8 protein-coding genes are annotated in these 7310 nt (G+C 69.1%); 3 read left to right on the top strand and 5 right to left on the bottom strand.

Annotated features, from left to right (window positions below; all coding sequences use genetic code 11):
• Positions 1–10: 10 nt before the first annotated feature.
• From rpsJ to rpsL, 5 genes are all read right to left on the bottom strand, one after another.
• Entirely contained in the window at positions 11–316 is a 306-nt protein-coding gene (rpsJ, locus tag A6V29_RS01265) for a 30S ribosomal protein S10 (RefSeq protein WP_014377994.1), read from the bottom strand.
• 124 nt (positions 317–440) lie between these two features.
• Entirely contained in the window at positions 441–1634 is a 1194-nt protein-coding gene (gene tuf / locus A6V29_RS01270; protein WP_137158592.1) for an elongation factor Tu, read from the bottom strand.
• A gap of 89 nt (positions 1635–1723) precedes the next feature.
• A complete protein-coding gene (gene fusA / locus A6V29_RS01275; protein ID WP_137158593.1) occupies positions 1724–3820 on the bottom strand; it encodes an elongation factor G in 2097 nt (698 codons plus the stop codon).
• A gap of 83 nt (positions 3821–3903) precedes the next feature.
• On the bottom strand, positions 3904–4374 hold the full coding sequence (rpsG, locus tag A6V29_RS01280) for a 30S ribosomal protein S7 (protein ID WP_137158594.1): 471 nt from the start codon (positions 4372–4374) through the stop codon (positions 3904–3906).
• Positions 4374–4748 (bottom strand): 30S ribosomal protein S12, encoded by a 375-nt coding sequence (gene rpsL / locus A6V29_RS01285; protein WP_137158595.1) that lies wholly within the window; start codon positions 4746–4748, stop codon positions 4374–4376. Before rpsL ends, rpsG begins: the two co-directional genes overlap by 1 nt.
• A gap of 649 nt (positions 4749–5397) precedes the next feature.
• Between rpsL and A6V29_RS01290 the strand changes: the two genes are divergently transcribed.
• Genes A6V29_RS01290 through A6V29_RS01300 form a run of 3 tightly spaced genes read left to right on the top strand, consistent with a single transcriptional unit; the run spans position 5398 to position 7219 of the window.
• Positions 5398–6444, top strand: a complete 1047-nt coding sequence (locus A6V29_RS01290; RefSeq protein WP_137158596.1) for an LLM class F420-dependent oxidoreductase — start codon at positions 5398–5400, stop codon at positions 6442–6444.
• 57 nt (positions 6445–6501) lie between these two features.
• The gene (locus A6V29_RS01295) at positions 6502–6936 is read left to right on the top strand and encodes a hypothetical protein (RefSeq protein WP_137158597.1); all 435 of its coding nucleotides are present in this window, start codon (positions 6502–6504) and stop codon (positions 6934–6936) included.
• The gene (locus A6V29_RS01300) at positions 6929–7219 is read left to right on the top strand and encodes a transcriptional regulator (RefSeq protein WP_137158598.1); all 291 of its coding nucleotides are present in this window, start codon (positions 6929–6931) and stop codon (positions 7217–7219) included. The genes A6V29_RS01295 and A6V29_RS01300 overlap by 8 nt, the downstream gene beginning before the upstream one ends.
• The last annotated feature ends 91 nt before the right edge of the window (positions 7220–7310 follow it).

Genomic DNA, 7310 nt, shown 5'->3' on the forward strand with positions numbered 1-7310 from the left:
CTGACTGCCCTTACTGGATGTTGACGTCGACCGAGGCCGGCAGGTCGATGCGCATGAGCGCGTCCACCGTCTTCGGCGTCGGGTCGAGGATGTCGATGAGCCGCTTGTGCGTGCGCATCTCGAAGTGTTCGAACGAGTCCTTGTACTTGTGCGGCGAACGGATCACCGCGTACACGTTCTTCTCCGTCGGCAGAGGCACCGGGCCGACCACACGCGCTCCGGTCTTGGTGACCGTCTCCACGATGCGCCGCGCCGAGGCGTCGATGGCCTCGTGGTCGTAGGCCTTCAGCCGGATGCGGATCTTCTGTCCCGCCATCGCTGTCTTCTGCTCCTGCCGATCGGTTGTGAAAGTTCGAGTGGGTCTGCTGACCCGGGTCCGGGCGTGTGCCCGGGACCTGGCCGGGCGGCGGCCGGCTGGCGGCCGCCGCCCGTCAGGGGAACTACTTGATGATCTTGGTGACGCGACCGGCGCCCACGGTCCGACCACCCTCGCGGATGGCGAACTTCAGGCCCTCCTCCATGGCGATGGGCTGGATGAGCTCCACCGTCATCTCGGTGTTGTCGCCGGGCATGACCATCTCGGTGCCCGAGGGCAGCGTGACCACGCCGGTGACGTCCGTCGTCCGGAAGTAGAACTGGGGACGGTAGTTGTTGAAGAACGGCGTGTGACGGCCACCCTCGTCCTTCGAGAGGATGTAGACCGAGCCCTCGAAGTTGGTGTGCGGGGTGATCGAGCCGGGCTTCACGACGACCTGGCCGCGCTCCACGTCCTCGCGCTTGATGCCGCGCAGCAGCAGACCGACGTTGTCACCGGCCTGGCCCTGGTCGAGCAGCTTGCGGAACATCTCGACGCCGGTGACCGTGGTGCGGGTCGACTCGGGGCGGATGCCGACGATCTCGACCTCCTCGTTCACCTTGACGATGCCGCGCTCGACGCGACCGGTGACGACGGTGCCACGACCGGTGATGGTGAAGACGTCCTCGACGGGCATGAGGAACGGCTTGTCGATGTCGCGCTCCGGCTCCGGGATCGCGGTGTCGACGGCGTTCATCAGCTCCATGAGGCGGTCGCCCCACTCGGCGTCGCCCTCGAGCGCCTTGAGCGCGGAGACGCGGACCACGGGGACGTCGTCGCCGGGGAACTCGTACTCGCTGAGCAGCTCGCGGACCTCGAGCTCGACGAGCTCCAGGATCTCCTCGTCGTCCACCATGTCGGCCTTGTTCAGGGCCACCACGATGTAGGGGACGCCGACCTGGCGGGCCAGGAGCACGTGCTCCTTGGTCTGCGGCATCGGGCCGTCGGTCGCCGCGACCACCAGGATCGCACCGTCCATCTGGGCGGCACCGGTGATCATGTTCTTGATGTAGTCGGCGTGACCCGGGCAGTCGACGTGCGCGTAGTGGCGCGACTCGGTCTGGTACTCGACGTGCGAGATCGAGATCGTGATGCCGCGGGCCTTCTCCTCGGGCGCCTTGTCGATCTTGTCGAAGGCGGACGCCTCGTTGAGGTCCGGGTACTTGTCGTGCAGGACCTTGGTGATCGCCGCGGTGAGCGTCGTCTTCCCGTGGTCGATGTGCCCGATCGTGCCGATGTTGACGTGCGGCTTGGTCCGCTCGAACTTGGCCTTGGCCACTGGGTTCCTCTCCTCGTGGTTACGCAGGTGGTGCGTGCTCTGGGGGTGGGCTGTGCTCGGGAGCGCGGGCCGGTCGGCCCGCATTCCGGTTACTCGCCGGTCGCCTTGGCGATGATCTCCTTGGCGACGTTGGCCGGGACCTCGGCGTACGAGTCGAAGACCATCGAGTAGCTCGCCCGTCCCTGGGTGCGGCTGCGCAGGTCGCCCACGTAGCCGAACATCTCCGACAGCGGGACCAGGGCCCGGACGACACGGGCGCCGGAGCGCTCGTCCATCGCCTGGATGGTTCCGCGGCGGGAGTTCAGGTCGCCGATGACATCGCCCATGTTCTCCTCGGGCGTGGTCACCTCGACCGCCATGAGGGGCTCCAGCAGGGCCGGGCTGGCCTGGCGTGCAGCCTCCTTGAAGGCGATCGAACCGGCGATCTTGAAGGCCATCTCCGAGGAGTCGACCTCGTGGTACTGGCCGTCGAGCAGGGTGGCCTTGACGCCGACCATCGGGTAGCCGGCCAGCACGCCGTACTGCATGGCGTCCTGCATGCCCTGGTCGACCGAGGGGATGTACTCCTTCGGGACCCGGCCACCGGTGACCTTGTTCTCGAACTCGTAGGTCGCCGCGTCGCCGCCCATCTCGAGCGGCTCGAGGGCGATCTGCACCTTCGCGAACTGGCCGGAGCCACCGGTCTGCTTCTTGTGCGTGTAGTCGTAGCGCTCGACGGACTTGCGGATCGTCTCGCGGTAGGCCACCTGCGGCTTGCCGACGTTGGCCTCGACGTTGAACTCGCGGCGCATGCGGTCCACGAGGATCTCGAGGTGGAGCTCGCCCATGCCGGAGATGACGGTCTGGCCGGTCTCCTCGTCCAGCTTGACCTGGAAGGTGGGGTCCTCCTCGGCCAGCTTCTGGATCGCGGTGCCCAGCTTCTCCTGGTCGCTCTTGGTCTTCGGCTCGATCGCGACCGAGATGACCGGAGCGGGGAAGGTCATCGACTCGAGGATCACCGGCTTCTGCGGGTCGCAGAGGGTGTCACCCGTCGTCGTCTGCTTGAGGCCGTTGACGGCGACGATCTCGCCGGCGCCGACGCCCATGCGCTCCTCACGCTTGTTCGCGTGCATCTGGTAGATCTTGCCGACGCGCTCCTTGCGGTCCTTGGTGCTGTTCAGCACCGGGGAACCGGCGTCGAGCTTGCCCGAGTACACGCGGACGTAGGTCAGCTTGCCCAGGTGCTGGTCGGTCTGGACCTTGAACGCCAGCGCGGCGAACGGCTCGTCCTCGTCGGCGTGCCGGAGGACCTCGGTCTCGCCGTCGAGCGCAGTGCCGACGATCGCCTCGATGTCCAGCGGGCTGGGCAGGTAGTCGATGACGGCGTCGAGCATGGGCTGGATGCCCTTGTTCTTGAACGACGTCCCCGTGACGACGGGGTTGACCTGACCGGCGATGGTGGCCTTGCGGATCGCGGCCTTGAGCCGGTCGACGGGGATCTCCTCGCCGCCGAGGTAGGCCTCCATGAGCTCGTCGTCGAAGTCGGCGATGCCCTCGAGGAGCTTCTCGCGGTACTCGGCCGCCTGGTCGGCGAGCTCGGCCGGGATCTCCTCGACCTCGTAGTCCTCGCCCATCTTGGTCTCGCCGCGCCAGGTCAGCGCCCGCATCTGGACGAGGTCGACGACGCCGATGAAGTCGGCCTCGGCACCGATCGGCAGCTGCAGGACCAGCGGGTTGGCGCCGAGGCGCTCGACCATCATGTCGACGCAGCGGAAGAAGTTCGCACCCGTGCGGTCGAGCTTGTTGACGTAGCACATCCGCGGGACGCCGTACTTCTCCGCCTGGCGCCACACCTGCTCGGTCTGCGGCTCCACGCCAGCGACGCCGTCGTAGACCGCCACGGCACCGTCGAGCACCCGCAGCGACCGCTCCACCTCGACGGTGAAGTCGACGTGTCCGGGGGTGTCGATGATGTTGATGGTGTGGTCTTTCCAGAAGCACTTCGTCGCGGCCGACGTGATCGTGATGCCGCGCTCCTGCTCCTGCTCCATCCAGTCCATCGTGGCGGCGCCGTCGTGGACCTCACCGATCTTGTACGTGATACCGGTGTAGAAGAGGATGCGCTCCGTCGTCGTGGTCTTGCCGGCGTCGATGTGCGCCATGATCCCGATGTTGCGGGTCTTGGCGAGCTCGGCCTTGCTGGCCATCTCTTACTCCACTTCGTTCGGGTCCGCGTGCGGGGTCCGGGGATCGCCCGGTGGTCCCGCCGACGGCGGGCGCTGGAGGTTCATCACCAGCGGTAGTGCGCGAAGGCCTTGTTCGACTCGGCCATCTTGTGCGTGTCCTCGCGCCGCTTGACGGCGGCACCGAGGCCGTTGCTCGCGTCGAGCAGCTCGTTCATCAGACGCTCGGTCATCGTCTTCTCGCGACGGGCGCGGCTGTACTGGATCAGCCAGCGCAGGCCCAGCGTGGTGCTGCGGGAGGCGCGCACCTCGACCGGGACCTGGTAGGTCGCGCCACCGACGCGGCGGCTGCGGACCTCGAGGGCCGGCTTGACGTTGTCCAGCGCGCGCTTGAGCGTCACGACGGGGTCGGTGTCGGTCTTCGCGCGGGTGCCCTCGAGGGCGCCGTAGACGATCGCCTCGGCGACCGAGCGCTTGCCGTCGACGAGCACCTTGTTGACCAGCTGCGTCACCAGCGGGGACTGGTAGACCGGGTCGACGACCAGGGGTCGCTTCGGCGCGGGGCCCTTGCGCGGCATCAGCTCTTCTCCTTCTTCGCGCCGTAGCGGCTGCGAGCCTGCTTGCGGTTGCGGACGCCCTGGGTGTCCAGCGAGCCGCGGATGATCTTGTAGCGCACGCCGGGGAGGTCCTTCACCCGGCCGCCACGCACGAGCACCATGGAGTGCTCCTGGAGGTTGTGGCCGACACCCGGGATGTAGGCGGTCACCTCGATGCCACTGGTGAGGCGGACACGAGCGACCTTGCGCAGCGCCGAGTTCGGCTTCTTCGGCGTCGTCGTGTACACGCGCGTGCACACTCCGCGGCGCTGGGGCGAACCCTTCAACGCGGGAGTGCTGGTCTTCGTGACCTTGTCCTCGCGGCCCTTGCGGACCAGCTGCTGGATCGTGGGCATGGGTGGCCTGGATCTCCTACCTGCGCTGGGGTGGTGCTCTGGTTCCTGCTGATGTCTGGGGCTTGCTGTGGTGCTCGGGTGCCGGACCTCCGGGGAGGTCCACCCGAGCGCGGGTGTCAGGCATCGTCCGGTCCACGCGGTCGGGCGTGTTGCCCTTCCCGGGACCGATCCGCTGTCGGACCGAACTCGGATGCCCCTCGCGACTCGGCGCCGTCACCCCTCGACCTCAGGTCGGAGGGCGATACCCGATGACCGAATCGGTCACCCAGGCGCACCGCGAACGGGAGCTGGCCCAGGGCACCCTGGGCACGGCTGACCACGATACCCGTGGGTCAGAACGCGGTCAAAGCCGGGTCCCTCACACCTGTCGCGCGTGGTCGACCGTCGTCCGCGCGGGGCCGACGACGGCGGGGCGACCGCGCTCGCGTCGACCGATGCCCGACCCGGCGACGGCGCCCGCGGCGACCCTACTCCCGAGGCGGCCGGCCGTCACCGGTCGACGCGCGGATCCGGTCGGAGCATCAGGCCCCGCCGAAGGCCGCGTGCAGGGCCCGTCGCGCGCTCGCGAGCGGCCGGGGTCGGAGGACCCCCCTACCGATAGCGTGCCTCTCCAGGGGCGCGCCGCGCGCCCGGACACTAGGGAGGGCACGTGCGCATCGGCACCCAAGCCAGCTACAGCGGAGGATTCGCGCAGACCGCGGCGGAGGTCCGCGACCTGGAGGCCGCCGGCCTCGATCTCATCTCGGTCGCCGAGGTCTACACCTTCGACGCGGTCAGCCAACTGGGCTACCTCGCCGCGGTGACCGAGCGGGTGGAGCTGCTCAGCGGCATCTTCCCCATCTACAGCCGGACGCCGGCGCTGACGGCGATGACAGCCGCCGGCCTGGACTTCGTCTCCAACGGCCGGTTCACCCTCGGCCTGGGAGCATCCGGTCCGCAGGTCATCGAGGGCTGGCACGGCGTCCCCTACGACGCGCCGCTGCAGCGCACCCGCGAGGTCGTCGAGATCTGCCGCCAGGTGTGGCGCCGGGAGCGGCTCCAGCACGAGGGGAAGAAGTACACGGTGCCCCTGCCGGCCGACCAGGGCACCGGGCTGGGCAAGCCGCTGAAGCTGATCAACACCCCGGTGCGCGACCGGATCCCGGTCATGCTCGCCGCGCTCGGCCCCAAGAACGTCGAGATGTGCGCCGAGATCGCCGAGGCCTGGGAGCCGATCTTCTTCCTGCCGGAGCGCGCGCAGTCGGTCTGGGGCGAGGCGCTGGCCGCGGGCAAGGCCAAGCGCGCCCCGGAGCTCGGTGAGCTGCAGGTCGTCAACGGCGTCTCGGTGGCCATCGGCGAGAACCTGGACGAGGCCGCGCTCCTGGACCGGGTCCGCCCCGGCCTCGCGCTCTACATCGGCGGGATGGGTGCGCGCGGCAAGAACTTCTACAACGACCTCGCCGTCCGGTACGGGTACGAGCAGGAGGCGAAGACGATCCAGGACCTCTACCTGGACGGGAAGAAGGACGAGGCGGCGGCCGCCGTCCCCGACGAGCTGGTGCGACTGACCTCGCTCATCGGGCCGGAGTCCTGGGTCGCCGAGCGGATCGCGGCGTTCCGCGAGGCCGGCGTGACCACGCTGATGGTGCAGCCGCTCGACGGCAGCCCCGAGGGCCGGCTGAAGACCGTGGAGACCATGAAGCGTCTGGCGGGCTGACCTCCGGACCGCGGATCGCTGTTGCCATGCAGGAAACTCGTCACTAGTGTTTCCTGCATGGCAACAGACCGCGACCCCTCCCCCGCCGAGGCCCGCGAGACGCTCGCGCAGCTCTCCGCCGACGCGGGCGCCGTCCGCTACCCACCGCTGCCCCGGTGGTTCTTCGCGGTCCAGTCGCTGCTGGTAGCCGGCTTCTTCCTCGCCCAGCTGCTCCCCCCGGACGACGCACCGAAGGCGTCGATCGCCCTCGCCCTGTGCGCCGTCGTCCTCGGCGCGCGGTACTGGATCTACCGGGACGACGTCTCCGGGGTGACCCCTTCGCTACGGGACATGCGCTGGTACCTGGCCGGGATCCTGGGCGTGACCCTCGCCTGCGTCGTCGTCGACGCGACCACGGACGCCCGGTGGGTCTGGGCCGTCGGGGCGGTCGTCGTGGCGACGATCGTGCTGTGGACCGGCCGCACCTACGTGGCGACCTACGGCCGTGCCTGAGGCCGCGGCCTTCGACCAGGTCATCCACGCCCCGCACCGGCTGCGGATCTGCGCGGCCCTGAGTGCGGCGCAGAAGGTGGAGTTCGGGTTCCTGCAGGAGCGGCTGGCGCTGTCGAAGTCAGCGCTGAGCAAGCACCTGTCCCAGCTCGTCGACGCCGGCTACGTCAGCCAGGAGCGGGGCGTACGGGACAGCCGCAGCCGGTTGTGGCTCTCCCTGACCCCCGCGGGCAGGCGGGCCTACGACGACCACGTGCGGGCGCTGCAGGAGATCGTCGGCGGCTGACGTCCGCCGTCGTCCTCCCCCACCGTGCGGCGTCCTCCCTCACCGCCCACCACGAGGGAGGAGTCGCCATGATCAGGACGCTCCTATGACG

The organism is Blastococcus sp. CCUG 61487, from assembly GCF_005222955.1.
Classification (GTDB): domain Bacteria; phylum Actinomycetota; class Actinomycetes; order Mycobacteriales; family Geodermatophilaceae; genus Blastococcus.